This window comes from Rhodovulum sp. P5 (assembly GCF_002079305.1).
Classification (GTDB): Bacteria; Pseudomonadota; Alphaproteobacteria; order Rhodobacterales; family Rhodobacteraceae; genus Rhodovulum.
Genome location: NZ_CP015039.1, coordinates 3791480 through 3816161 on the forward strand (window position 1 = coordinate 3791480; position 24682 = coordinate 3816161).

26 protein-coding genes and 1 tRNA gene are annotated in these 24682 nt (G+C 65.8%); 3 read left to right on the plus strand and 24 right to left on the minus strand.

Annotation, left to right across the window (positions count from 1 at the left end; genetic code table 11):
* Window position 1: 1 nt before the first annotated feature.
* From RGUI_RS18035 to RGUI_RS21935, 7 genes are read right to left on the minus strand one after another with little or no spacing between them, the layout of a single operon-like run.
* Window positions 2-931: an AEC family transporter gene (locus tag RGUI_RS18035; RefSeq protein WP_081535438.1), complete on the minus strand. Its 930-nt coding sequence runs from the start codon at window positions 929-931 to the stop codon at window positions 2-4.
* Window positions 931-1731 (minus strand): MBL fold metallo-hydrolase, encoded by an 801-nt coding sequence (locus RGUI_RS18040; RefSeq protein WP_081536163.1) that lies wholly within the window; start codon window positions 1729-1731, stop codon window positions 931-933. The genes RGUI_RS18035 and RGUI_RS18040 overlap by 1 nt, the downstream gene beginning before the upstream one ends.
* Window positions 1728-2537: a TatD family hydrolase gene (locus tag RGUI_RS18045; RefSeq protein ID WP_081535439.1), complete on the minus strand. Its 810-nt coding sequence runs from the start codon at window positions 2535-2537 to the stop codon at window positions 1728-1730. The genes RGUI_RS18040 and RGUI_RS18045 overlap by 4 nt, the downstream gene beginning before the upstream one ends.
* A gap of 9 nt (window positions 2538-2546) precedes the next feature.
* Window positions 2547-3680 (minus strand): DNA polymerase III subunit delta', encoded by a 1134-nt coding sequence (locus tag RGUI_RS18050; RefSeq protein ID WP_081535440.1) that lies wholly within the window; start codon window positions 3678-3680, stop codon window positions 2547-2549.
* Window positions 3677-4303 (minus strand): dTMP kinase, encoded by a 627-nt coding sequence (tmk, locus tag RGUI_RS18055; protein ID WP_081535441.1) that lies wholly within the window; start codon window positions 4301-4303, stop codon window positions 3677-3679. The genes RGUI_RS18050 and tmk overlap by 4 nt, the downstream gene beginning before the upstream one ends.
* A 1-nt stretch (window position 4304) precedes the next feature.
* Window positions 4305-5468 (minus strand): D-alanyl-D-alanine carboxypeptidase family protein, encoded by a 1164-nt coding sequence (locus RGUI_RS18060; protein ID WP_081536164.1) that lies wholly within the window; start codon window positions 5466-5468, stop codon window positions 4305-4307.
* Between the two features lie 43 nt (window positions 5469-5511).
* On the minus strand, window positions 5512-6120 hold the full coding sequence (locus tag RGUI_RS21935) for a hypothetical protein (RefSeq protein WP_081535442.1): 609 nt from the start codon (window positions 6118-6120) through the stop codon (window positions 5512-5514).
* Between the two features lie 309 nt (window positions 6121-6429).
* On the opposite strand from RGUI_RS21935, the gene RGUI_RS18070 reads away from it, so the two are divergent.
* Window positions 6430-6519 (plus strand) — tRNA-Ser (locus RGUI_RS18070).
* A 245-nt stretch (window positions 6520-6764) separates the two neighbouring features.
* Here RGUI_RS18070 and RGUI_RS18075 read toward each other — a convergent pair.
* From RGUI_RS18075 to RGUI_RS18105, 7 genes are all read right to left on the minus strand, one after another.
* Window positions 6765-7571, minus strand: coding sequence for a hypothetical protein (locus tag RGUI_RS18075; protein WP_081535443.1), 807 nt, complete (start codon window positions 7569-7571; stop codon window positions 6765-6767).
* Window positions 7561-7971 (minus strand): DUF6165 family protein, encoded by a 411-nt coding sequence (locus tag RGUI_RS18080; protein WP_081535445.1) that lies wholly within the window; start codon window positions 7969-7971, stop codon window positions 7561-7563. The genes RGUI_RS18075 and RGUI_RS18080 overlap by 11 nt, the downstream gene beginning before the upstream one ends.
* On the minus strand, window positions 7968-8738 hold the full coding sequence (locus RGUI_RS18085) for a hypothetical protein (protein WP_081535447.1): 771 nt from the start codon (window positions 8736-8738) through the stop codon (window positions 7968-7970). Before RGUI_RS18085 ends, RGUI_RS18080 begins: the two co-directional genes overlap by 4 nt.
* Before the next feature lie 10 nt (window positions 8739-8748).
* A complete protein-coding gene (locus RGUI_RS18090; protein ID WP_081535449.1) occupies window positions 8749-9156 on the minus strand; it encodes a hypothetical protein in 408 nt (135 codons plus the stop codon).
* A 102-nt stretch (window positions 9157-9258) separates the two neighbouring features.
* Window positions 9259-10566 carry a hypothetical protein gene (locus RGUI_RS18095; RefSeq protein WP_081535451.1) on the minus strand — a complete coding sequence of 436 codons (1308 nt, stop codon included), beginning with the start codon at window positions 10564-10566 and terminating at the stop codon, window positions 9259-9261.
* The gene (locus RGUI_RS18100) at window positions 10563-11336 is read right to left on the minus strand and encodes an FkbM family methyltransferase (protein WP_081535453.1); all 774 of its coding nucleotides are present in this window, start codon (window positions 11334-11336) and stop codon (window positions 10563-10565) included. Before RGUI_RS18100 ends, RGUI_RS18095 begins: the two co-directional genes overlap by 4 nt.
* Window positions 11337-11767: 431 nt before the next feature.
* Window positions 11768-12202, minus strand: a complete 435-nt coding sequence (locus RGUI_RS18105; RefSeq protein WP_081535455.1) for a PaaI family thioesterase — start codon at window positions 12200-12202, stop codon at window positions 11768-11770.
* A 181-nt stretch (window positions 12203-12383) separates the two neighbouring features.
* Here RGUI_RS18105 and RGUI_RS18110 point away from each other — a divergent pair, with 181 nt between their 5' ends.
* A complete protein-coding gene (locus tag RGUI_RS18110; protein WP_172841192.1) occupies window positions 12384-13121 on the plus strand; it encodes a LytTR family DNA-binding domain-containing protein in 738 nt (245 codons plus the stop codon).
* On the opposite strand, the gene pdeM is transcribed toward RGUI_RS18110, so the two are convergent.
* From pdeM to RGUI_RS18155, 10 genes are all read right to left on the minus strand, one after another.
* Window positions 13078-13782, minus strand: a complete 705-nt coding sequence (pdeM, locus tag RGUI_RS18115; protein ID WP_081536165.1) for a ligase-associated DNA damage response endonuclease PdeM — start codon at window positions 13780-13782, stop codon at window positions 13078-13080. The two genes, RGUI_RS18110 and pdeM, sit on opposite strands and share 44 nt — an antisense overlap.
* A gap of 39 nt (window positions 13783-13821) precedes the next feature.
* On the minus strand, window positions 13822-16224 hold the full coding sequence (locus tag RGUI_RS18120; protein ID WP_081535459.1) for a ligase-associated DNA damage response DEXH box helicase: 2403 nt from the start codon (window positions 16222-16224) through the stop codon (window positions 13822-13824).
* Window positions 16225-16274: 50 nt separating this feature from the next.
* Window positions 16275-18053 (minus strand): SLC13 family permease, encoded by a 1779-nt coding sequence (locus tag RGUI_RS18125; RefSeq protein WP_081535461.1) that lies wholly within the window; start codon window positions 18051-18053, stop codon window positions 16275-16277.
* Window positions 18054-18073: 20 nt separating this feature from the next.
* Window positions 18074-19000 carry a DMT family transporter gene (locus RGUI_RS18130; protein ID WP_253798609.1) on the minus strand — a complete coding sequence of 309 codons (927 nt, stop codon included), beginning with the start codon at window positions 18998-19000 and terminating at the stop codon, window positions 18074-18076.
* Window positions 18997-19809 carry a TIGR00282 family metallophosphoesterase gene (locus RGUI_RS18135; RefSeq protein WP_081535463.1) on the minus strand — a complete coding sequence of 271 codons (813 nt, stop codon included), beginning with the start codon at window positions 19807-19809 and terminating at the stop codon, window positions 18997-18999. Before RGUI_RS18135 ends, RGUI_RS18130 begins: the two co-directional genes overlap by 4 nt.
* 42 nt (window positions 19810-19851) lie before the next feature.
* Entirely contained in the window at window positions 19852-20406 is a 555-nt protein-coding gene (locus RGUI_RS18140) for a 5-formyltetrahydrofolate cyclo-ligase (protein WP_081535465.1), read from the minus strand.
* On the minus strand, window positions 20403-21788 hold the full coding sequence (gene mgtE, locus RGUI_RS18145; RefSeq protein WP_081535467.1) for a magnesium transporter: 1386 nt from the start codon (window positions 21786-21788) through the stop codon (window positions 20403-20405). Before mgtE ends, RGUI_RS18140 begins: the two co-directional genes overlap by 4 nt.
* Before the next feature lie 154 nt (window positions 21789-21942).
* Entirely contained in the window at window positions 21943-22335 is a 393-nt protein-coding gene (locus tag RGUI_RS18150) for a DUF6858 family protein (RefSeq protein WP_081535469.1), read from the minus strand.
* 77 nt (window positions 22336-22412) lie between these two features.
* Window positions 22413-22589, minus strand: a complete 177-nt coding sequence (locus RGUI_RS21560; protein ID WP_156883024.1) for a hypothetical protein — start codon at window positions 22587-22589, stop codon at window positions 22413-22415.
* A 49-nt stretch (window positions 22590-22638) separates the two neighbouring features.
* A complete protein-coding gene (locus RGUI_RS18155) occupies window positions 22639-23745 on the minus strand; it encodes a pyridoxal phosphate-dependent aminotransferase (protein WP_081536167.1) in 1107 nt (368 codons plus the stop codon).
* A 102-nt stretch (window positions 23746-23847) separates the two neighbouring features.
* On the opposite strand from RGUI_RS18155, the gene RGUI_RS18160 reads away from it, so the two are divergent.
* The gene (locus RGUI_RS18160) at window positions 23848-24594 is read left to right on the plus strand and encodes an alpha/beta fold hydrolase (RefSeq protein WP_081535471.1); all 747 of its coding nucleotides are present in this window, start codon (window positions 23848-23850) and stop codon (window positions 24592-24594) included.
* The last annotated feature ends 88 nt before the right edge of the window (window positions 24595-24682 follow it).

A 24682-nucleotide genomic window follows, 5' to 3' on the forward strand; every position in this document is an offset into this window, starting at 1 on the left:
CTCAGGGCAGAATCGCAAGCCAGACCCAGACGGTCAGGATCGACATTGCCGTTCCGATCAACACCGAAGACGCGGCGACGCGCCGCGCGGCCCCGTACATGTTGGCGAAGATGTAGGAGTTCACGCCCGGCGCCATCGCCGCCGTCACCACGGCGGAACGGAACTGGCTTTTGTCCAGCCCCAGCCCCGTCCCCATCAGCCACGCCACCGAAGGATGCAGCACCAGCGACACCGCGCAGGCAAAGGCGATGACGCGCAGGTCGCCCTCTGGCCGATAGCGCACCAACACCCCGCCAAGGCCGAACAGCGCAGCCGGCAGCGCCGCCCGGATCATCATGTCGAGCGCGTCGGTGAAGACACCCGGCAGGGCAAGCCCGGTCAGGTTGACGATCAGGCCCAAAGAGATCCCGACGATCAGCGCATTTCGGAACATCGCCCGCAGGATCGAGCGAGAGGTGCGCACGAGCCCCGCGCCGCGATTGCGCACGATCTCCATCGCCGTCAGCCCCACGCCGTAACAAAGGGGCGAGTGAATCGCGATGATCGCGTAGTTGGGCTCCAGCGCATCCGCCCCATAGGCCCTTTCGGTGATCGGCAGGCCCAGCAGGAGCGAGTTGGAGAAAAGCCCGATGAAGCCGATGGCGACGCTGTCCTCCCAACTTCGGTTGAACAGAAGTCGCGCGCCGGTCAGCCCCACGCCGAACCCTGTCAGCGCGCCGGTGTAGAAACTGACCAGAAGCCGCCAGTCGAAATTCTGCGCAAGATCCAGCGATGACACGGCGCGGAACAGCAGGCAGGGGATGGCGAAATTCTGGGTGAATTTCATCAGCCCTTCGACCCCGGAATCGGGAAACACGCCACGGCCCACGGCGACCGCCCCAAAGCCGATCACGAGGAAGACCGGAAGAATGACCTCCAGCAGCGCCTGCATCAGGCGGGCAGGGTCAGGACCATCCCGTCATAGGCGGGGGTGATATGGTCCGGGGTTTCGGTGGCGACGGTGTCGTAGTCCATGTCGATATGCATGTTGGTCAGGACCGCGCGCTTCGGGGTCAGACGGTCGATCCACTCCAGCGTCTTTTCCAGATGCAGATGGGTCGGGTGCGGGGTGTAGCGCAGCGCGTCGATCACGAGGATATCCAGTCCCTCCAGCAAGGCCCAACTGTCCTGTCCCATCTCGACCACATCGGGCAGGTAGGCCAGTTGCCCGATGCGGAACCCCAGCGCATCGATGGCGCCGTGATTGACCCGGAACGGCACGAAGGTGATCGCGCCCCCCGCGCCATCGATGGTCACAGGCCCGTCGATGGTGTGCATTTCCAGAATGGGCGGGTAGGGGGATCCTTCGGGTTGCACGAATGCGTAGCCGAAGCGGGAATAAAGCGCCTCTTGCGTCGGTCCGTCGGCCCAGACGGGCAGTCGGTGGCGCGTGTTGAACACGATCTGGCGCAAATCGTCGATGCCGTGCACATGGTCGGCATGGGCGTGGGTGTAGACGACGGCATCCAGTTCGCCGATGCCGGCCTGCAATAGTTGTGCCCGCAAGTCCGGCGAGGTGTCGATCAGCACCCGCGTGAGCCCCCGTTCGCCTTCGCGCGTGACCAGCATCGAACACCGTTGACGCCGGTTCTTGGGATTGTCGGGATCGCAGGCGCCCCAGTGCCCGCCAAGCCGCGGCACCCCGCCGGACGAACCGCAGCCGAGAATGGTGTAGGTGAGCGTCCCGCTCACGCCGCGGCCTGCCACGCGGCGGCCTTCCAGAACAGCCGGTCGAAATTGGCCTGTGTCTGCGCGGCGAAGGCGGTGTAGTCCATCCCGAAGACGTCGGCCCCCACACGGGCGGTGTGTGCGGTAAAGGCCGGTTCGTTGCGCTTGCCGCGATGGGGCGGCGGGGCAAGATAGGGCGCGTCGGTTTCCACAAGGATCCTCTCCACCGGGGCGGTGGCAAAGATCTCCCGCAACTCTTGCGATTTGGGAAAGGCCGCGATGCCCGACATCGACAGGTAGAAGCCTAGGTCGATCGCAGCCCTTGCCAGTTCCGCGCTGGAACTGAAGCAGTGCATGACGCAGGTGTATGCGCCCACGCGGTGCTCCTCTGCCAGAATGCGGGCCATGTCGTCGTCCGCGGCGCGGGCATGGATGATCAGCGGCAGGCCTGTTTCGCGCGCGGCGGCGATGTGGATGCGCAGGCTGTCCTGCTGCACCGAGGCACTTTCGGCGGTGTAATGATAGTCAAGCCCCGTTTCGCCGATGCCGACGAATTTGGGATGCCGGGCCAGCGCGACCAACTCGTCGACGGTGGCCATCGGTTCCTCTGCGGCGCTCATCGGGTGGGTGCCCGCGGCGAAGAAGACCGGGTCATAGGTGTCGGCGATCTCGCGAACCTGCGGAACCTGCCGCAGGCGCGTGCAGATGGTGACCATCCGCGTCACCCCGGCTGTGACGGCGCGGTCGATCACCTGATCCAGTTCGTTGGCGAAGTCGGGAAAATCCAGGTGGCAGTGGCTGTCGGTGATCTGGGGTGTGTCGTCGGTCATGCGCTCGCCTCAGGCAGCCAGCCGGCCTGCCGTCTCGTCCATCCTCAGGACCGTATCAAGGATGAGTGCGGCGGGGTCAAGGCTGACGGCCCGGCCCTGCCGTGCGCGGGCGCTCAGGAGCTGCGCGGCCTCGGCCCATCCCCGGGCGGCACCGGGCGAGGGCGCAAGGCGCAGCAGCATCTCGGCCTCGCCGGTTGCGGCTTCGGGCGGGGGTGTTCCGGTGGCGCCGGTGCGGGCCAGCCGGGCCATCAGCATCTCGATCAGCCGAAGCGTCAGGTCGAACCGCGCCTCGGCGCCACGAGCGGCGGCGGTCTCGGCCAGCTTGATCGCCCTCGGGCGGTCAAGGCGCGGATGGCCGGCGAAAAGCGCCACAAGGTCGCCGTAGAGCACCATCCCGTCAAGTTGCAGAAGCCGGATCGCCTCGCCCACCGATCCGCCTGCAAGTTCCGCCAGCGCGGCGGGATCGCCCGTGACTGTCTGCCCCGCCTGCTCCAGGGCTGCGGCCATGTCGGCAGGGGCAAGCGGGGACAGGCGCAATTCGCGGCAGCGGGAACGGATCGTCGGAAGCAACCGGGCGGGCTGGTGGCTGATCAGCACCAGCGTGGCGGCTTCGGGCGGTTCTTCCAGCATCTTCAACAGCGCGTTGGCGGCGTTGGGGTTCATCTCATCGGCGGAATCCACGATCACCACCCGCCGCCCGCCGCCCGCGGCGGACAGCCCGAAAAAGCTGCGCAACTTGCGCACCTCGTCCACGGTGATCACGGTTTTAAGCCGTTTCTTGTCCTCGTCCCAGGCCCGGCGCAGCAGGAATACGCCGGGGTCCGACAAGGCCGCGATCCGGCGCGCGACCGGATGATCGGCGGGGGTGTCGAGCGTCGTGGGGGCAGGGGGGCTGTCGCCGAACAGACCGCCCGCGTCATCGGGGGACGGTTGCGTCAGCAGGAACCGCGCCAGGGCCCAGGCCAGCGTCGCCTTGCCCACCCCGCGCGGGCCGGTCAAGAGCCAGCCGTGATGCATCCGCCCGCCGTTGAAGGCCTCAAGAAAGGCCTGCCCGGCGCCATCCTGACCGATAACGGCGCGCGTTTCGCGGGGATGGGGTGCCCCCTCCACGCGGTCGGGTTCGGGGATCTCGATGTCGCTCACCGCAACTCCGCTTCGGCAACGCGGGCGACATGCTCGGCCACCGTATCCGCGGGCCGGTCGCCATCGATAACGTGGCAGCGGTCGGGAAATTCCTTCGCAAGTTCCAGGAACCCCCGGCGCATTCGGAACTGCATGTCCTCGCCGAAATCCTCGAATCTTTCCTCGGTGCCCTTGCGCGCCTTGGCCCGCGACAGGCCCGTGCCGGGGGGAATATCCATGATGAAGGTCACATCCGCCTCGCGCCCGATCATCAGCTTGTGCAGCACATCGACGGTGGGGCGCAGATCGCCACGGGTTATGCCCTGATAGACCCGCGTGGAATCCACGAACCGGTCGCAGATCACCACCGCCCCGACCGCAAGCGCCGGCAGGATGGTCTTCTCAAGGTGGTCGCGGCGGGCGGCGGTGAACAGCAAAAGCTCGGTTTCGGCCGACCACCTGTCGGGGTCGCCCTCCAGCACGAGGCTGCGGATTTCCTCTGCCCCGGGGCTGCCGCCCGGTTCGCGCGTGTGGATCACCTGATAGCCGCGGGCGCGCAGATGGTCGGCAAGTCGTGCCGCCTGCGTGGATTTTCCCGACCCGTCGATCCCCTCGAAGGTGATGAGGCGTGCGCCGTAGCTCATGTCAGAGACCTGTGGCCTCCCGTCCGATGCGGATCAGGACCTCGGTCGCGGTGCGCAGCCGCGGCACGAATCCGCCCCGTTCGACCCCTCTCGCGGCGACGAGCGGCACGCGCAGGGGCGCCATGTCGGGCCGGGTGATGACCAGTTCGCCCAGTTGCTGGCCCTTCTCGATCGGGGCGAGAACCGGGTTGAAGAACGTGACCTCGGCCTCCAGCGCGTCGCGCACCACGGCGGGGTAAAGGATGTCGACGTCTTCCGGCGCGACAAGGCCCACCTGCTCGATCTCGCCCATCCAGACATCGGCCTCGGCCAGTCGCTCGCCCTCGCGCAGGATCTTGCGCTGGACGAATTGCCGGAAGGACCAGTTGATGATCCGCTCGCTTTCCTCCGCCCGCTCGGTTTCCGAGGCAAGGCCGGAGACCACGAAGGTCACCCGCCGCCCGCCCTGAAGGGCCGACCCGACAAGCCCGTAACCCGCCTCGGACGTATGGCCGGTCTTCAGCCCGTCGGCCCCGATCCCCAGACCCAGAAGCGGGTTGCGGTTGAACCGGTTCTGCGGCGCCCGGCCGTCGAAGTCGAATTCCTTCTCGCCGAAATAGCCGTAGTATTCCGGGAACTCTTTGATCAGGCGCTGGGCGAGGATGCCCAGATCGTGCATGCTCATCCGCTGGTTGGGATGGGGCCAGCCGCTGGCATTGGCGAAGGTGGAATTGGTCATGCCCAGCACGCGGGCACGCTCGGTCATCAATCGGGCAAAGGCTTCCTCGGTCCCGGCCAGCCCCTCGGCCACGACCACGCAGGCGTCATTGCCCGATTGCACGATGATGCCGCGGATCAGGTTTTCCACCGTCGGCCGGTCACGCTCGTTCAGGAACATGGTGGAACCGCCCATCGACATCGCCTTGGTCGAGACCGGAAAGCGCGTCTCAAGCGTGACCCGCCCGTCGCGCAGCGCCTCGAACAGCATGTTGAGCGTCATGAGTTTCGACATCGATGCCGGCGGCATGGGTTGGTCGGCATTCTTTTGCAGAAGCACCGTGCCCGAGGACTGGTCCACCACATAGGCCGCCCGGGCCCGCGTTTCGAATGCGGCATTCGCGGGCAGGGAAACAAGAAGAAGCCATAGGGCGGAGCTGACAAGGGGCAGAAGGAAGGAAGGTCTCATCGCTGTCTCACGCATGATGTGTCGGCCGATCGGTTTCATGATGTCACGCAGGGCATCGGGAATGGTCTGTCAGCACACCCCTTGGGGGAGGCGCCACATATCCGGGTGTGCACCGCTTTGCCGCCCCGGGCAACAGGGGAAAGGGGCGGTGAAGGCCGGCATCCTGTTCGGGCAAGGGTCCGGGGGCCTCGCCTGTTGCCGCCGCATCGGGTGCCGCCGGGGTCGGCTTCGGGCGCAGCGCCGTCACCGACAGGTCCGCGGGTTGCCCGGGCAGCATGCCCAGGGCCGCAGCGGCCTCGGCCGACACCTGCAAGGCCGGGCCGGCCGTGTGCCGCGCACGTCGAAACAGCGCGCCGACGACGCTGTTGCCATTGGCGGTGTTGCGAATGATCACCCGCTCGGGGTCTTGGGCGTTCGGATGGGCGACCCAAACGCCGCCAAGGGATGGTCGGCCATCCCAAAGCCCTGTCTCGGTCGTCTGGAAAACATCGGGCCGTTCGATATCCGTCGGCTTCACCGCCTTGGTCGTTGTCGCAGCCTCACTCGGCACGCTGGGCTCTCCGGCAACCGGCGTGTCCTGCGGCTGGCATCCGGACACAAGGATTGCCGCGCCGATCACGACGACCCACCGCGCGATCCGGTTTGCCCGCATGCTTCGCCCTCTCGCAGCGCGGTCTGCCCGCGCCTGTTCTGTGCCAATCGTTTCCGGCTGCAGGCACCTGCTGCCCATCTGCCTGCATGAGATGATATCCCTGACATGGTTTCATTGAAAGTTGTCCAATACAACCGCGGTTGGCAACGTTCCGCCGGGCGCCGCAAACGGCGGAAGCCGCAGTCCCACTGGTGGAGCGGTTGGTGGGAGGCGCCGACACTTCACCCAAACCACTGGTCTTGAGACTTGGCTGCCAAAGCGGTAGAGACAATCGCGTGCGCGCCGGGTTTTGGCCGCATATCCTCGTGCGGGTAGGTGGCCGAGCGGTCGAAGGCTCCAGTCTTGAAAACTGGCGGGCGTGAAAGCGTCCCGGGGGTTCGAATCCCTCCCTACCCGCCATCGCGACATCTTGGATCGATGGGGCGCGTGAATAGCCGGGCCGTCACTCCTCATTGGCCCGTCATCTTCTTCGACTTTTGAGCTATGCTGCTTCTGGTTGTTTCGGAATTGTCTCAGGCGGACACATGGACTTGCTTCGGAAACGTACCGGCTTCTTGCGAGCATGACTGGCTGGCAAGGGCACGGAGGATATTGCAGAAGTGGACAACAGCCCAGTTCGCCGCGTCAGCCGCGACAGCGTGCCTTCACTGTGGGAAGTCCTCATCGACGCGCGCGGCATAGCGGCCCATGAACCGGTGCGGACCGCTATGCCCGATCTCGGTCTCGCAATCGAGCCAGACCTCGCCGCCACATCCTCTGACCCATCGGTGACTGAAGGCCTGATCGGTATGACCGAAAAGCGTTCCGTCGGCGACGGGGCCGTGGCTCCAGAAATCGTGCCACAGAAGGTCGCGATGGCCGGGCAGCCGCGCCATGTCGGGATAGGGGCGCGCGACGCCCCGGGCGACCATCCGTTCCGGCACTTCGCGCGAAATCAGGGCCAGCCCGGGACCGGTGGCCGGAACGGTGATGAAACCCTCCCGGCGGCGCGGAACCCATGTGAGCCCTCCCCAATCCGTGATCTGATGGTTGTAGGTCAGGCTTTGGGCGACGATCTCGGCGGTTCCGGCCTCGGGATTTTCGCGGAAGAGGCGCCACAAGCGCCCCCAGTCATAGTATTTCTGCGCATAGGCGGCCGCCACGAAATCGGCGCCGAAGCCGATCAGCCGCCAGACCGCGGCCGGTGCAAAGATCATGTCGCTGTCCAGCATCAGCATGTGGCTGAACCGGGTTTCGGTCAGGAAACGGCTGGTCAGGTGGTTGCGCGATACCGTCTGGTCGGCACAGTCATAGGTGGCGAAGGCGAAGGGAACGCCATGTCCCTGCAAATCCTGCGTCAGGTCAAGCAGGCACTGCACCGTGTCGAGCGCGACCTGCCCGCGTGCTGCCATTGCCAGCATCAGGCAGAGCGGTCGCGGCGTTTCGTCTGACGATGCGGGATCATAGGTCATAGATCTTGATTTCCGTCGAGACGGCGCCCCCGGCCAGCCGGTCGATGGCCGCCTTGAGTGCCGAGCGCCGATCGTTCAGCGCGATGATCCGGCGGGCCAGCGCCGTGAAGTCCGGGCCATAGTCGCCCCGTCGCTCCGCACTGCGGATCCTGTCTTCGGCGGTCCACAGATCCGCGTTCACCCGGGCCAGTTTCACCTCTTCCGCAAGCCGCGGCAGGGGCAGCCGGGCTCGCTGCGCCGCCAGTGCATCGCGGGCCGAGACAAGGGCCGTCTCTTGGGGGGCATGGGCAACCTTGAGTTCGAGGATCGACAGGCGGTCGGCAAGTTCGCCCGGGCCGATGTCGATCCTGATCGGTGCCAGCGCGATTACGGGCGCGGGTGGTGCGGTGTCCTGCGTCATCCGCGCTGCACTGGCCGTACAAGGGTTTGTGGGCGCCGTTCTTCGGCCGTCTTCATCAGCGAGAAGGTCTGGTTGACGTAGTTCACAACGCCTTCGATCTCTCGCAGATAGGTATCTAACGCCTCGGACCGCTCAGCCTCCACCAGTTGAACCGGGCGCGTCGCGGGCTCGGTTTCGAACTGAACGTAGAAAAGCGGTTCGCCCCGGCGCAGGATCAGCGGCTTATCGGGCTCGTGCCACTCGAAAGCCCAGGTCAGGGGGCGCGGCCAGACATGGATCGGAAACCGGCCCGACAGCGTCAGACCCGGCAGCGGGTCGGGGCGGTAGTGCTGAAACGGCGGAAGCTGGGCCATATAGACTGTCTCGTCGGCGACGAACAGATAGGGCAGGCGCAATTGCAGCACCGGCCGTTCGGGATGGCGCCATTCCTCGCGCGGGCTGACCACCACCAGCCGGTCGAGCGCCTGGCCCCGCATGGGCGACATCGCCCCGGAAAGATCGGTTACGGCGGGGTCCCCGAAATCGGTTTCCGAAAAGCCGAGTTTCAGATCGAAGGGACAGGCGACCTCGAACAGGCGGCTTTCAAGGTTCAGAATGGCCGGGCAGGCGCTGGCGGACTTGGCGTGGCGGCGCCCCCCGTGATCTGCCCGAACCCGCCGCGGCGGATCGTAAAGCACCGCCCCCTGCCGTTCGGTCAGCAGCCAGCCGACGGTCACCGGCCCTGTCTCCGCCCGCGAGGGTTCGATATCCACGTGGAGCAGGATCATCCGGGCGGCTTCAGCCGATCTGGGCGGCAACCCAGGGCGGCGCCTTGACCCATCGGCCGAGCTTGCTGTCCAGATAGAGCCCCGTGCGGCGATTATAGACGATCGTGACCGGTGCGCGGGTGACGGGATCGGTGATCCGCTGGGTGACGACCTCGGCGCCAGATGCAGAAGCGTTGGCGGTGGCCGTGTTCATTCGTGCGCCACCGAAGAACGTGTTCATGTTCGACCCGGCGTAAATGGTGTGGAACTGGCCACTATCGCCGGCATAGATCGTGTGAGACAGTCCGCCATCGCCGGCGTAAATCGTATCTATGTTCAGGCCGCCTGCCGCCTGTCCGGGCCGGATACCGGGCTGGGTAACGCGGCCCCCCAATTTGGAAATGTCGCCGCCGACAGAGGGTCGTTTACGATAGACCATGGCCGAATATCCATTTTAGTTAATAAAAGTGTAACCTCGCTCTTCAATCCGGGCAAACTATTTGTGCGATCGGTCCGGGGCGCCGGATTGACGGGCATCGGCTTACCCCGCCAGTCCGTCCCGAATTTGCGCGACGGGATCGCGCCAGTCGCCTTGGCGAACCTGTCGAAAAAGCCGCATCGACGGATACCACGGAGAGTGGTTGCCGGTTCCGGCGAAGTACCAGAAGGGCGCGCGATCCAGCAGCAGCCAGACCGGCACACCCAAAGACCCAGCCAGATGCGCGACTGCGCTGTCGGTCATGACCACAAGGTCGAGCCGCTGCACCAGGGCGGCGGTCTCGGCAAAGTCGAAGTCGTGGCAGTCGATCAGCAGATCGCCAAGCCCGGCCTCGGAAAGCTCTGCCTGCGGCGGTCCCTTTTGCAGGCTGTAGAGTTGCACGTTGGGCAATTCGACCAGCGGCAGGAAATCCGCAAGGCGCGCCGACCGCTGGCGATTTCCGCCATAGGTTATGCTGCCCGACCAGATCAGCCCGATCTTGCGCCGCCCCCGTGCCCGGTCCATCAGCGCATCGAGCCCGTCGAAGGGACGCGGGGTGAGCCTTGCCGCGCGCGGATCGGGCGCATCGAGCCCGAGCAGGACGGGCACCGAAAGGGCAGGGACCCAGAGATCGGTGTCATCGGGCAACGTGCTGCACTGCGCTGCAACCCCCTCCAACCCTGCGAAAAGCGCGGACAGCGCCGGGCGCTCCAGCAATCGCACCTCGGCCCCCTGATCAGCGAGCCGCGGCAGGAAGCGCATCGACCAGATGACGTCCCCGTGACCGCCCTCCGGCACGACAAGCAGGCGTTTCCCGGACAGCGCTTCGCCGGTCCATCGCGGGAGGGGCAGCGGCGCGAATTGCGGGTCGATACCATGGCGACGTTCGAAAAGCGGCCAGCCGTGGGCAAAATTGCCAGCCCCGAGATGGAGCATCGCGGCCCCATAGGCCGCGGCATCGTCGGAAGGGTCTTGGGCAAGAATGGCGTCGAAGGCATCGGCCGCGCCGGGTGCGCCGGCACGGGCCAGCGCCAGAGCCTCTTGCAGAGCTGCGTCGCAGTCATCGGGTGCGGCAGCACGCCAGGCCGCGGCCGTTTCCGCCGCCGCTGTGGCGCGTCCCATCTCGCCAAGCAAATGGGTCAGGCGCGCTAGAACTTCCGGGGACCCCGGCGCCAGCGCCCGTGCCCGGGCAAGTGCGCCCAGAGCCGCGGTCTCACGCCCCATTTCCAGATGCGCATCGGCGATCAGCACCCACGGCTCGAACCTGTCCGGGCCGAGTTCCAGACTTGCCTCTGCCAGTGCCTTTGCACGGTCGAACTGCGCCCGGTCATAGGCGCGCAGCGCCATCGCGTAGAGCGTCTCTGCGCTCACGCGAAGCTGGCTCCGGCCGGAAGGTACACCTCGTCCTGCCCGAGGAACGCGGCCGCCCCATAGCCATGGCCCGCCATGAAGCGCGCGATTTCGGGAGAGCCGGCATTGTTTTCCACGATCCAGGCGCCGACCGGCACGCGGTCGAACGGGAAGCCGGCCAATGCGGCCATCTCTCCGCCCTCGATATCGAGTGAGACGAGGTCAAGACAGTCGATGCCCGCCATGTCGACGATATCCGCCAATGTCCTGACCGGCACCGGGTGGAGCCGTTCCCGGTGCCGCGGGTTGGCGCGGACGGCGGTAAGAAGCGTGGGCTCATAGCTGGACATCAGGCCGCTCATCTGCGTGAACCCCGCCTCCACCTCAACGAATGTGGCTGTGCCGGTCGCGGCGCCGGCGGCAAGGTTCAGGCAGGTGCAGCTTCGCGCCGCTCGGGCCAGATCGAACTGCCGCTGCGCCGGCTCGATCAGGATCCCGGTCCAGCCGCGGTGCCGTTCGAAAAAGAGCGTGTTCGATCCGGTGGTCCCGTCATAGCCGCCGATATCCAGAAAGACACCGCCGCGGCACTCCCGGAAAAACCGGGAGTCCAGCAGACAATCCTGCCCGGCCTGGCTGGCAAACTCCCGGTAGGCCCCCTTTGCCTTCAGCCTTCGCCAGACCGCCGCCGCCTCGGCCCCTGCGTGACGGCTTTCCGGAATGGCCGCCGGAAAGCCCTGCGCGGTGAATGATCGGCCCGACGTTGATAGGGCGTTGTCGTCGAAGATGGCCATTCCGAAATCAGTCTAGCTTGGCAGGGGCAGGTGGGTTGGTCCGTGTCCAAGCCTAGTGCATGACGCGGTCTTGCGCTATGGCTGCGGTCGCCAGCAGGTCGGGGCCTCAGTGCGAAACACGACACCGGACGGCTTCGGCCCTGCCTGAATATGGACCGTTTCGCTCGGCCTCAGCCACGGTCAGGTGGGGAAGGGCGCAGGTTCTTGCGTGAGCGGGGTTTCGTGGGATTGCATCGCGCTTGACCCGTCACAATACCCTTCAAGATACATGAGAAGACGCGAGCCTTGCCAAGACGATGTGAGGCGATCCCCCTTGGGAAATGCCGTTATTGTAAGGTCATAAGGAAGTAGACGCCCGAGAAAAGCCAAGCGCCTGCACTCCGCGTATGGCTCCCTCCCGACTTACCATGACGCAGTCGGCGCAGCCGCCGTCAAAGCTGAACGGGGACCATCGTTCCAAGCAATGTGGCGATATGGGCCGTGTCCTGCCCGTCTTCGCTGAAAACATCCGCCCGGACCACGAACAACCGTCGCCCCGGTTTCAGAACTTCGCCACGGGCGACGATGCGTTGGCCCTTGCCCGGCACCATGAGGTGGATCTTCATCTCTGCCGTCATCACGTCATGGCCCGGTGGCATCAGGCTCATCGCTGCATAGCCTGCGGCAGTGTCGCCAAGCGCGAAGGTCAGCCCGGCATGGGCCACGCCGAATTGCTGGCTGAACTCTTTCCGAAACGGGGCGGCGACCACCATCTTTCCGGGTTCGAGAGAGACGATCTCTGCCCCCATGGTCGACATGATCGCCTGACAGGAGAAGCTTTCCCGAACGTTCTTTTCGAAATCGGGATTACGGGCTGCAAAGGTCATGGAGGCGGTGTCTTCGCTTCAAATTCGCGTCAACGGTAACCATCCTGCGTGGCGCTGTATACCATTTTGACTCGTTCGGGTTGAAAATTGTGTCAACTCTATGCAGTTTTTGTGGCGTTGGTCCGGTCGTGTTTTTGGGACTGCGCTGTGTAACTGGTTGAAGAGTGTCGGGTGGTCTGCCATGGTCGAGGACTTCCTCCGGGCGTTATCGAAGCCCATAAATCTTCTGCTTTGGATCGTGTTTTCGGTCTGGACGACGTTGTCGGGGCCGTTTGGCACGTATGAAACCGCAACTCTGGGGGAGCGCGCCACGCACTGGCCGCTGATCGCGGGGCTGTTCGTGGTTGTTGCCGTTGCGGTTCGGGTGGCGGCCGGCCGATACCTCGCGCATTTCAATCCTTGGCAGACCGCCGTCTTTATCGCTTCCGTACTTGCTGCGTTGTTGTCCGTTCCGACGTTTCTCATGGCCAGCGCGATGCTTCCGCCAGAGGTGACGCCACCGACGCTTGACGGTGTTCTGATCGCTGCGGCTTCGGTTTTGTCGATTTCGCTTGGCCTTCGGGCGCTGTATCATGTCGTGCCGGTTGCACGCCCCGTGGCGACCGCGTCGCCGCCCCCGCTGATGCTTCGCTTGCCATCCCAGAAACAGGCGCCGCTGATCCGCCTGACATCGTCGGATCATTATGTGCGGGTCGTTACCGAGCGCGGTGAAACCGACCTTCTTATGCGTTTTGCCGATGCGATTTCCGAACTTGGCGAGGTCGAGGGCGCACGGGTGCACCGCTCCCACTGGGTTGCGCGGTCGGCGGTCGAAGGCGTCCGTCGCGACAGCGGGCGCGTCATGATCCGTACCCGGGACGGGGCCGAGGTGCCGGTCAGCCGCACCTATCAACGCGTGCTGGACGACTGGAACCTGTGATCGCGGCCAAGGGGAGCGCGCAAATGCGTGGCCCCGTCAGGACGGCGATAGCGCCGGGGCCCATCAATGCCGACAGGGCCGGGGCGTTTGCCGCCAATCCGCCGGTATAGGCGCCGAAGGCAGGCAGTATGATCCGGCGGTCATCCGCCAGGAAACAGGGGCGCGACACGCGCCGCCCGCCGATGGGCAGGGTCGCTTTGGGATGAAAATGGCCGGAAACCTCGGCCACGCAGTCCGCCTCGGCCTCATGGCGGAAGGTCAACGGTGCCTCGTACAACTCGGCCTTTTGGGTGCCGCCCGGCAGCGTGGGGCCGGGGTCGTGATTGCCTGCAATCCAGACCCAGTGCCGCCCGGCCATCAGGCGTAACAGGCGCTCCTCTAACCCCGGTGGCAGCATCCCTGCGGCCCTGTCATCGTCGAAACTGTCGCCAAGACAGATCACGGTGGCGGGGCTTGTGTGCGCCACCTCATCCTCCAGCCGGCTCAGCGTCTCGGCGGTGTCATAGGGCGGCAACAGCGTGCCGCCCCGGCGGGCGATCCGTTCCGCCTTGCCCAGATGCAGGTCGGAGACGACCAGAAGGTGCCGTTCCGGCCACCAGAGCGCCCCGGAGGCGCGCGCGAAAAGCGAGGCCCCGGCAAGGGCGAGGACGAAATCGTTCATGCTTTGTTTCCAGCGCATCGCGCTACGGAATGCAAGGGGTCACGAAAGGCCGGCCTCTGCCATCAACCGCTCTGCCGCTTCATCCAGCAGCCTTTGCTCGGCCGCGCCCTTGATCGGGATCCGCCCCGCTTCCAGAAACAGCGGCGCGGCAAGGGGCGTGACCCGGGGGCGGCGGACATGGTCGATACGGCCCCGGATACGCGCCAGCATCCCCTCGATCCGGCCGAAATCCACAAGGCCCTTCATCGCCTCTTCGCGCGTGATGTCCAGCATCAGGTGGTCGGGGTCGTATTTGCGCAGGGTGTCGTACAGGATGTCGGACGAAAAGGTCGCCTGCCGCCCGCTCTTGCGGCGGCCGGGATGGTTGCGCTCGATCAGCCCCGCGATCACGGCCGAGGTGCGGAAGGTCCGCTTCATCACCGCGTTGCCGGCCAGCCAGCGCTCGAACGCCTCGCGCAGGCCCGCGCCATCCAGCAGAGCGGCGGGGTCGGTGACCTCCTCCAGTCCCCAGACCAGCGTGGCGTAGTCGGTGGCCACGAAACCCAGCGGGTCGAGCCCGGCCGCTTCCATCCGCTGGGTCAGCAACAGGCCCAGCGTCTGTTGTGCGTTGCGCCCGGCAAAGCCGTAGATGCAAAGATGCGCGCGGCCGTCATGGGGGAAGGTCTCCACCAGCAGGCGGTCGCGATCGGGCAGGCGCGAGACGGTGCGCTGGAGCGTCAGCCACTCGGCCGTGTGCGCGGGCAGGTCGGGCCAGTCGGGCTGTTCAAAAAGGGCAAGGATTCGGTCGGCAAGCTGCGTCGAGGTCGCGAACTTGGTGCCCGCGAAGACGGCGATCTTTGGCTCGCGGCCGGGGGTGCGGCTGACCTCTACAGTCATTTCGTTCAACCCTTCATAGCGGACGATCTGCCCGCCGATCAGGAAGGTATCGCCGGGGGTCAGCGTCGCGGCGAAGGCCTCCTCCACCTCCCCCAGCGGGGTTCCGCCCCGCGCCGGTTTCATGCGGACCTTGAGGGTTTCTTCCTCGACGATGGTGCCAAGGTTCATCCGGATCTGACGTGTCGCGCGGGGGTCGCGCAAGGCCCAGCACCCATCGGGCGCCTGTTTCAGCCGCTGCCAGCGGTCATAGGCGCGGAGCGCGTAGCCGCCCGTTGCGGCGAAATCCAGACAGGCATCGAATTGCGCGCGCGAAAGCTGGGCGTAAGGCCCCGCGGTGGCGATCTCGGCATGGAGCGCATCGGCGTTGAACGGTCCCGCGGCGGCGGTGGCAAGGATATGCTGGCACAGCACGTCGCGGGCGCCGGGGCCGCGCGGGTCTCCGTCCAGGTCGTTTTCGCGCACGGCCTGCAGGGCGGCGACGCATTCCACAACCTCGAACCGGTTGGCGGGCACCAGCCGCGCCTTCGACGGGGCATTGTAGCGGTGGTTGGCCCGCCCGATCCGCTGCACCAGCCGTTTGACGTTTTTCGGCGCGCCGACCTGAATCACCAGATCGACATCCCCCCAGTCGATCCCGAGATCGAGCGAGCCGGTACAAACGACGGCCCGCAACTGCCCCGAGCTCATCGCGGCTTCCACCCTTTCCCGGGCCTCGCGCGACAGGCTGCCGTGATGGATCGCGATGGGCAGATCACCGGTATTGGCCAGCCACAGGTCGTGGAAGAACAGCTCTGCCTGTGCGCGGGTGTTGTGAAAGATCAGGGTGGTCTTGTGCCGGGCCACGGCCTCAAGCACGGCGGGAATGGCATAGCGCCCGCCGCCGCCGGCCCAGGGGGCGGGGGTATCGGTGTCCAGCATCGCGATATCGGGGGCGGGCCCGGGATCGGCATTGACGATCTCGCAGGGCTGCGGGTGGGGGGCGAGGAACCGGCCCAGCGCGGGCGGATCCTCCACCGTCGCCGACAGGCCCACGCGGCGCAGACCTGGGCAGAGCGTTTGCAGGCGGGCCAGCCCAAGCATCAACTGGTCCCCGCGTTTGGACTCCGCCAGCGCATGGATTTCATCGACGATGACCCGCTTCAGCCCTGCAAAGATCCGCGGCGCGTCCTCATAGCTCAGCATCAGGGCAAGGCTTTCGGGCGTGGTCAGCAGGATATGCGGCGGATCGGCCCGTTGGCGGCGACGCTGGGTATAGCCGGTGTCGCCCGTTCGATCCTCCAACCGGATCGGCAGGGCCATCTCGGCGACCGGCGTGCCAAGGTTGCGCCGGATATCCGCCGTCAGCGCCTTCAGCGGCGAGATGTAGAGGGTATGCAACCCCGGCGCCGGGTCTTCTGCCAGATCGATCAGCGAGGGCAGGAACCCCGCCAGCGTCTTGCCGCCCCCGGTGGGTGCGATCAGCAGCACGGTTTGGGCATCGGCCCGCGCCAGAAGTGCCGACTGATGGGGGTGGATCGACCAGCCGCGGGCGGCAAACCAGTCGTGGAAGAGGGGCGGCAGGTCCATGAGGCCGAGATAGCGCGTTGGAACGGCAGTGGCAGTACCGGAAACCGCCCCTATAGCGGCCAGAAGAACGGGATAAGAGCGGAGGCGAGCAGGCCGATGCTCAGATTCAGGGGAATGCCCACCCGCATGAAGTCGGTGAAGCGGTAGCCCCCCGGGCCATAGACCATCATGTTGGTCTGGTACCCGATGGGCGTTGCAAAGCTCGCCGATGCGGCCACCATGACCGCCACGACCAGCGCGCGGGGGTCAAGCCCCAGCGCCTCTCCCAGCCCGATGGCGATGGGCGTGACGACGACCGCGACGGCATTGTTCGACACAAGTTCCGTCAGGATCGAGGTCAGCAGGTAGATCGACCAGACGATCAGGAAGGGCGGCAAATGCCCAAGGGCCGGCGCGACCGCATCTACGATCATGCTGACCGCGCCGGACGCCTCCAGCGCCGCACCGACCGTCAGCATCGCGAAGATCAGCGCGAGAAGCCGGCCGTCGACAAACGAAAACGCCTCATCCGCATCAACGCAGCGGGTCAGAAGAACGATGGCGACCGCAAGCACCGACAACTGAAGGATCGGCGCGACGCCCATGGCTGCCAGCACGACGATGCCCAGAAGTGCTGCGATGGCGATCGGGGCCTTGGTGCGGCGATAGGCCTGCCCCGCGGGCTGGGAGATGTCGACAAGGCCCTGATCCGCGGCCAGCCGCTTGATATCGGCCGGCGCGCCTTCCAACAGCAGAGTATCGCCCACCTTGACCACCAGGTCGTCCAGTTGCCGCCCGATATTTTGGTTGCGCCGGTGCGCGGCCAGCACATAGACCCCGTATTTCCGGCGCAGGCGCAGGCTGCCCAGCGTCTGGCCGATCATCTTGCAGCCGGGCGAGATCAGAACCTCCACCGTCGAGGTCTCCACCGCCGACAACTGATCGACGCGGCGCAGGCTCTTGTTGCGTTGAAGGGACAGAAGCTCGGTCACGGCGGAGCGCAGGATCACCCGGTCGCCGACCTGAAGCTCCACGTCCTTGAGGTTCCGGCGCAAGGATTCGTTGTCTCGAATCACGTCGATCAACCGCACGCCTTCGCGCTTGAATAGCTGCACGCCCAGAACCTCACGCCCGATCAGGTTGCTGTCGGGGGGGATCACCGCCTCGGTAAAGAACTTCATCTTGGACTTGTCGGACAGCAGATCGGCCATGCTGTCGCGATTGGGCAGAAGACGTCGGCCGAAGAAATACAGATACACCATCCCCCAGGCGACGAGGATCAGCGCGAGCGGCGTGATCTCGAAGATGGTGAAGGGCGCAAGGCCCTGGCTGCGCGCCACGCCGTCGACCAGCAGGTTGGTCGAGGTGCCGATCAGCGTCAGCGTGCCGCCAAGGATCGCGGCATAGCTGAGCGGGATCAGCAGTTTGGAACTGGAGATCCCGAGGCTGCGCGACAACTGCACGAAGACGGGGATCATCACCACCACGACCGGTGTATTGGACACGATGGCCGACGATCCGATGACGAAGGTCATCAGGGCCGCGATCGCGCGCTTGGGGCTGTTGCGCACGTTGCGCTCTGCCGTCTGCGTCACCCAGTCGAGCGCCCCGGTCCGGACCAGCGCGCCCATGACAAGGAACATGGCTGCAATCGTCCAGGGCGCCGGGTTGGACAGAACCGCCAGCGCATCGTCATACGGCAGGATACCCAGCGCCAGCATCACCGTCGCACCGGTAATCGCGATGACGTCGGCGGGATATTTCTCTCGCACGAGGAAGAGAAACATCGTCGCCACCACGAGGAGCGAGAGGATCGCCATGCCGGCCGGGGGAAGGGAAAGCGGTATCATTCTTGGCGCCGTCTCGAAATTCAGGGACTGTCGTCAGCTTGGCCCGGAACGGGGCCGGGTGGCAATTGCGGCCGGGGCTGGACAAGAAACAGCCCCGCAAACATCGCCGCCATCGCCATCCATATCCACCCTGAATAGGTTTCCTGCAACAGCAGCATGGACCAAAGAACGCCGAATCCGGTTACCAGATAGGCAACTTGCGCCGCGAATACCGCGCCCGCCCGTGCAACCAGCCAGACATAGGCGGAATAGACGGCGGCATGCACACTGGACGAGGTCACGATGGCAAGGTCGGGCAGACCCCATGGCGGCAGCGGCGATATCCATTGCCCCGAGATCAGCGCCAGCACCAGCGCCGCGGGCAGGCCGATCAGCGAGGCCCCGAGCAGAAGCCGGATCGCATCCAGCCCGCGAGTACCGAGCCGGGCGACCACATTGCCCTCGATCCCGTAGAAGACCGGCGCGACCAGCGCGAGCGGAACGAAGGCCAGCATCGCGCGGTCGGGCAGGGCCTCTCTCGGCCCCACGATCAGCACGACCCCGGCAAGGCCGAGCAGAAGACCCCATAGGCGTACCGGCTCGATCCGCTCGTCGCCGATGGCCAGCGCAATGGCAAAGGCGAACATCGGGACAGAGGACAGCAGGATCGCGATCAGCCCCGCGGGCAGATAGACCGCGGCCTGATACGACGCCGCGTTCGGCAGCAGCGTGCCGACCGCCGCGATAATGGCGTAAAGGCCCAGATGTCCGCGCGAAAACGGCACGGGCTGGCCGCGCAGCAACACGACAGGCCCCAACAGGGCGATGCCGATAACGAATTGCCAGAAGATGATGCCGAAGGGGCGGTAGCCGTCGGAGACGGCGATCTTGGTTAGTGGCGTGGTCAGGCCCCACCCGGCCCCGGCGACCGCCAGCATCGCCACCAGCAGCCAGCGCCGCGGGATCACGGCTCTGCCTGTTCCAACCGTCCGCCCTGGCGGATCATGCGGACACGGGTTGCACGCCCCGTCCGGTCGTCGGTTTCGACATAGACACCGGAAAGCGTCGCCTCTCCCATCGCGGGGGTAAAGCGCGATTTCGGCATGCCGGTGATGAAGCGGCGCATCGGTTCGGCCTTTTCCATGCCGATGACCGAGTCGTAGTCCCCGCACATGCCCGCATCGGTCAGATAGGCGCTGCCGCCGGGCAGGATCTGCGCGTCGCCCGTGGGCACATGGGTGTGGGTGCCGACGATCAGGCTGGCGCGGCCATTGCAGAAATGACCCATCGCCATCTTCTCCGATGTCGCCTCGCAATGCATGTCGACGATGGCGGCCTGCGCCAGCCCGCCCAACGGATGGGATTTCAGCACCGGTTCGATGGCCGAGAACGGATCGTCAAAGGGGCGTTTCATGAAGACCTGCCCCAGCACCTGCGCGACCAGAACCTTGCGCCCGCCCCGGGCCGTGAACAGGCGCGCGCCCTTGCCCGGCGCGCCCTTGGCATAGTTCAGCGGGCGCAGGATGCGGGGTTCCTGCTCGATGAAGCTGAGCATGTCTTTCTGGTCGAAGGCATGGTCGCCCAGCGTCAGGCAATCGGCCCCGGCGTTCAGCAGGTCGCGCGCATGGGCGGGCGACAGGCCCGCACCCGACGTGGCGTTTTCGCCATTGACGACCACGAAATCCAGATCCCACGCGTCGCGCAGTTGCGCAAGCCGTTCGGCAACCGCCACGCGGCCCGCGCGGCCCATCACATCACCAAGGAACAGTAGCTTCATGACAGGTTTCCCTAGGCTCCACCGGCCGGCAGGGCAAGGGAATTAACGTTCGATTGTCTCATTCTCGGTGACGATGGCATCCAGTTTCCGATCCGTGGGTTCTGTCGGTATGCGCGGCAGTTCCTGCGCAGCATAGGCCAGCCCGATGGTGCGGATCGGGCCCAGTGCCGCCAATGCCGCAATGGTCCGGTCGTAGAACCCCCCGCCATAGCCCAGCCGATTGCATGACCTGTCGAAGGCCACAAGCGGCACGATCAGGATCTCGGGCACCATCGGCATGGCGGTCGCCGGAACGGCGGCGCCAAACGGGCCGTCGACCAGTGCACATTCCGGCGTCCACAGATGGAATGACAGGGGGCGGCCTGGCGCTTCGATCACCGGAACGCCCACCGGACCTTGCCGGGAGAGGTCGGCCATCGCCGGTCGGGGGTCGATCTCGCTCCGGATCGGCATGTAGCCTGCGACGGGACGGCCGTACTCTGCGGCCAACATCTCAACCAGCCGATCACAGGCCGCGGCCCCACGTTCGGGCGCGTGCGCCGCCTTGCGCCGGGTCAGGGCCAGCTTGCGCAGATCGGCCTTTTCGCCCGCTGTCACAGCAGAACCGCGGAGGCCAGCCCGAGGAAGACGAAGAAGCCCACCACATCGGTCACCGTCGTCACGAACGTGCCGGAGGCAAGCGCCGGGTCCACCCCGAACTTGTCGAGCGTCACGGGGATCAGGATGCCCGCCAAGGCCGCCACCGCAAGGTTCACGACCATGGCCACCGCGATCACCATGCCCAACTGGCCCGACCCGAACCACAACAGACCGACGATCCCCATGGTCACCGCGAACAGAAAACCGTTGATCAGCCCGACCGCCAGCTCGCGGCGGACGACCCGCCAGACGTTGGACCCGGTGAGGTCCTTCGTGGCCAGGGCCCGGACCGCGACGGTCAGGGATTGTGTGCCGGCATTGCCGCCCATTGACGCCACGATGGGCATCAGGACGGCCAGCGCCACGACCTGGGCCAGCGCGGTTTCGAACTGCGCGATCACGATGGAGGCGATAATCGCCGTTAACAGGTTGACGAACAGCCACGGCACACGCTGGCGCGTGGTTTCGATCACCCGGTCGCTGAGGCTGCTTTCGCCGACACCGGCCAGCCGCAGGATGTCTTCTTCATGCTCTTCGTCCAGCACGTTCATCGCGTCGTCGATGGTGATGACACCAACCAGCCGCCCGCCGTCATCCACCACCGGGGCAGAGATCAGGTGATACTGGTTGAACGCATAGGCGATTTCCGACTCGGCCTCCTCGACCGGAATGGTGCGAAAGCTGTCCTCGAAGATCGAGGCCAGCTTGACCGAACGCTTGGAAGACAGCAGCTTGCCCAGCGTCACATAGCCCACCGGCCGGATGCCGGGATCGACGACCACCACATGGTAGAACTGATCGGGCAGCTTTTTCTTGTTGGCACGCAGGAAGTCGATGGTTTCGCCCACGGTCCAGTGCTCAGGCGCGCTGACGACCTCGCGTTGCATCAGGCGACCGGCGGAGTATTCCGGATAGGTCAGCGCCTGTTCGACGGCGACCCGTTCGGCCACGGGCAGTGCTTCGAGGATCGCGTCCTGCTGTGGCTTGTCGAGATCCTCGACAAGGTCGACGACATCGTCGGAGTCCAGTTCCCGCACGGCCTCGCTGAGGATCTCGCGCGGGAGGAAGGAAATCACCTCCTCGCGGACGCCCTCATCCAGTTCCGACAGGATTTCGCCGTCGAGGAACGGCGCGCCAAGCAGCAGGATTTCACGCCGGTGTCCGGAATCGACCTGTTCCAGAAGGTCGGCGATGTCGGCAGGGTGCAGCGGTTCGAGAAGCTCACCCAGCCGCGGCTGATCGCCCGCTGCCACGGCAAGCCGGATCGCAGCCACGATGCGGCTGTCCAGCGCATAGCCCTCATCAGCGGGGGCGACCGTTTCGGATTCGACCTCGTCCATTTCAGCCCTGATTGCCGTTTCGCCTGTACCTTAGCCAAAGGATGCGGCGGAAAACAGGGCCGGATTTCCGCAACGGGTCAGTTCGACGTTGCGGCCCGCGCGGGGTGGGCCGCGCCGCATGGCGCAGGCCCGGGGATGTCTTGTGGCGGCGCCGTCAGCCCTTGTTGGCCAGCGCCTTGCACCAGGCTTCCATTTCCTTGGTCGCCACTTCCATCGGCGGTTCCATGAAGGTGATGTGGAACCGGTCGCCCAGATCGGCCACGCCGATGGAACGCGGACGCACCGCCAGCACATGCGCATTGGGAAGCGCCACGCCAAAGCAGAAGACGATGTTGCGGGCATCCTTGATGGTGTCGGCGATGGTGCCCTCGATCGACGTCGTATGGCTGTAGTGGTCGAAGGTGGCGATATAGGCGACCTTGGGATGGGCGTCGATCTTGCCTTTCAGGTCTTCGATGATCGCGTCGACACTGTCGAAGGTGGTTTCCGTCTTCGGCAGGTCGAGGTCGAAGACCGGGTATTTTTCCATCAGCAGGGTCTGTTTCATGGGGGCTCTCCGAGAGAAGGTGACGGGATATGTCCTGACGGCCCTCTTTGGGGCAGGCGGGCCGCAGTGCCAAGTGACTAGGTCACAGAAGCGGCCAAGCGAAGCAAAAGCCATATGGCCGCAGCCACGCCCAAAGCCCACGCATAGCCCCAGAGCGCCCAGATGCAGAAAAGCCCCGCGAAGATCGCGAAGAACCCCGTCACGACAAAGGCACGGGTGTAGTTCTCAACCGGTGTGACGGGGCGCTGCGACATGGGGCAAGTGTGCCACGGAACGCCCGCGCTGTGGAGCCGCCCTGTGCCGTTATCCCCGGGCCGCGGCCAGTGCCTTGGGCAGTTCCTCCTCCAGCACGTCAAGCTGGTCTTCGGGGGCGGCGGAGATGCGGATACAGCGGTCAAGCGGCGCCACGCCGGGCATCCGCACGAAGACATCGCGCTGGGCCAGTTCCTCCAGCAGGCGGCGGGCGAACGCGCCGTCGGCGCCGCAATCCACCGTCACGAAGTTCGTGGCAGAGGGCAGGGGCGTCAGAGCGTTGTCAGACACGATCCGCCCGATGCGTGCGCGGGCCTCGGCCACCTGTGCCTTGACCTCGGCCAGCCATGCCTTGTCGCCGAGCGCGGCCAGCGCCCCCTCCTGGCTGATCCGACACATGCCGAAATGGTTGCGCACCTTGTCGAAGGCCGCGATCAACGGCGCGGCCCCGATCGCATAGCCGACGCGCGCGCCCGCCAGCCCATGCACCTTGGAAAAGGTGCGCACCCGGATCACGCGGGGGTCATCGGGGGCGATGGCGGGCGCGCTGCCCTCGGGCGCGAATTCGACATAGGCCTCGTCCAGAATCATGAGCGTGCCGTCAGGCACCGCGTCGATCATCGCCTGCACCCGGTCGGACGGCAGCCAGCTGCCCATCGGGTTGTCGGGGTTGGACAGGTAGACGAGCTTCGCGTCGACCTCGGCGGCCTTCGACACAAGCGCATCGGGGTTTTCGTGATCGGCGGCATAGGGCACCTTGTGCAGCACCCCGCCAAATCCGGTCACGTGGTAGTTGAAGGTCGGATAGGCGCCGTCCGACGTGACCACCGTATCGCCCGGCGACACCGTCAGCCGCACGAGGTATCCCAGCAGACCGTCGATCCCCTCGCCGATCATGATGTTTTCGGTCCCGACGCCCAGGTCGGCGGCCAGCGCCTCCCGCAGATCGTGGTTCTGGGCATCGCCGTATTTCCACGCCTGATGCGCGGCGTCTTTCATGGCGCCCACGGCCTTGGGCGAGGGGCCGAACATGCTTTCATTTGCACCCAGTCGCGCGCGGAACGGGTTGCCGCGCTGGCGTTCCAGCGTCTCGGGCCCGACGAAGGGCACGGTTGCGGGCAGACGTTCGACAATCGGGGTGTAACGCGGACCAGTCATGAATAAAAGCAAACTGCAAAAACAACCGCGGGGCAAGAGGCCGGTCTTGCGGTCGTTCGACCCGCTGCCTACCGTCGGGCCAAAGCCAACCCCGAGGATCCCATGACCGCCCCCCAGATGCTGACTACCGCCGAAGGCCGCCGCCTCGCCTATCACAAAACCGACGGCGCATCGCCCGGTGTCGTCTTCCTTGGCGGCTTCATGTCGGACATGGACGGCACCAAGGCCGTGCATCTGGAAGGCTGGGCCAAGGCGCAGGGGCGGGCTTTCCTGCGGTTCGACTATTCCGGCCACGGGCAAAGCGACGGGGCCTTCACCGACGGCTCTATCGGCGATTGGGCGGCCGATGCGCAGGCCGTGATCACCGCGCTGACCGAGGGGCCACAGGTGCTGGTCGGCTCCTCCATGGGGGGCTGGATCGCGCTTTTGCTGGCGCGCGCGATGCCGGAAACGGTGGTGGGCCTTGTCGGCATCGCCGCCGCCCCCGATTTCACCGAAGACAGCATGTGGGCGTCGTTTGGCGATCAGCAGCGTCAGGCACTGATGCGGGACGGGCAGATCGAGATCCCGTCAGACTATGGCGACCCGTACCCGATCACCCGCCGCCTGATCGAGGATGGGCGGGAAAACCTGGTGCTGCGCGATCCCCTGCGGCTGCCTTTCCCGGTGCGCCTGTTGCAAGGGACGGCGGATGCGGATGTGGACCGGTCGGTCGCGCTCCGCCTGCTGGATCATATCGAAGGGGCAGATGTCCGGCTGTCGCTGGTCAAAGGCGCAGATCACCGGTTCTCGGAGCCGGAGAACCTGGCGCAGATCGAGACGGCAATTGCGGAGGTTCTGCCGGGGTGAGACATCTCAGGCGCGCCGCATCGCGGGGCCGAGCCGATACTCCGGGCGTGGTGATGTGCCAGCGATCAACGCCCGTGGTTCGGCGAAC